Annotated in this window: 1 protein-coding gene; it reads right to left on the reverse strand. The window is 58.4% G+C overall.

The window, feature by feature from the left end; genetic code table 11:
* Positions 1-429: DJ-1/PfpI family protein (locus AC1DKD_RS42120; RefSeq protein WP_477144852.1), on the reverse strand; the 429-nt coding region annotated here is incomplete at its 3' end.
* Between the last annotated feature and the right edge of the window lie 18 nt (positions 430-447).

Below are 447 nucleotides of genomic sequence, written 5' to 3' on the forward strand. Positions count from 1 at the left end.
CACAAAAATCCGATCCTCGTCGACACGAACCTGAGGAAAGGTTTCCTGCAATCGTCTGGCATGCAGCCAGTGGGTGGTAGCAGTCTTTCCGTCCAGCACGCCGGCCTCTGCAAGCGCGAACGCGCCCGTGCAGATGCCCGCGACACGTCGTGCCTCGTGGGCCGCACGGCTGATGTAGGACTTCAGCCCGGGATCCAGGGGGCCCGGGACACGAATCCCCGCAACCATCAACGTATCGGGCATCGTGTCGAATTTGGTGGTCACGATCCCCAAGCCAATCGTCGAATGAACGATACCTCCGTATTGGGAGAGGATCGTCATGCGGTAGCCCTCTTCGCCGAGCTCCACATTGGCCAGTTCAAACGCGGATAGCGCCGAGAGACCGATGACCTGGAATCCATTTTCTAGAATCAAGCCGATTTGCCGCATTACTTCTCTCGTGTTACG

It is taken from the genome of Cupriavidus sp. 05T313, from assembly GCF_056396665.1.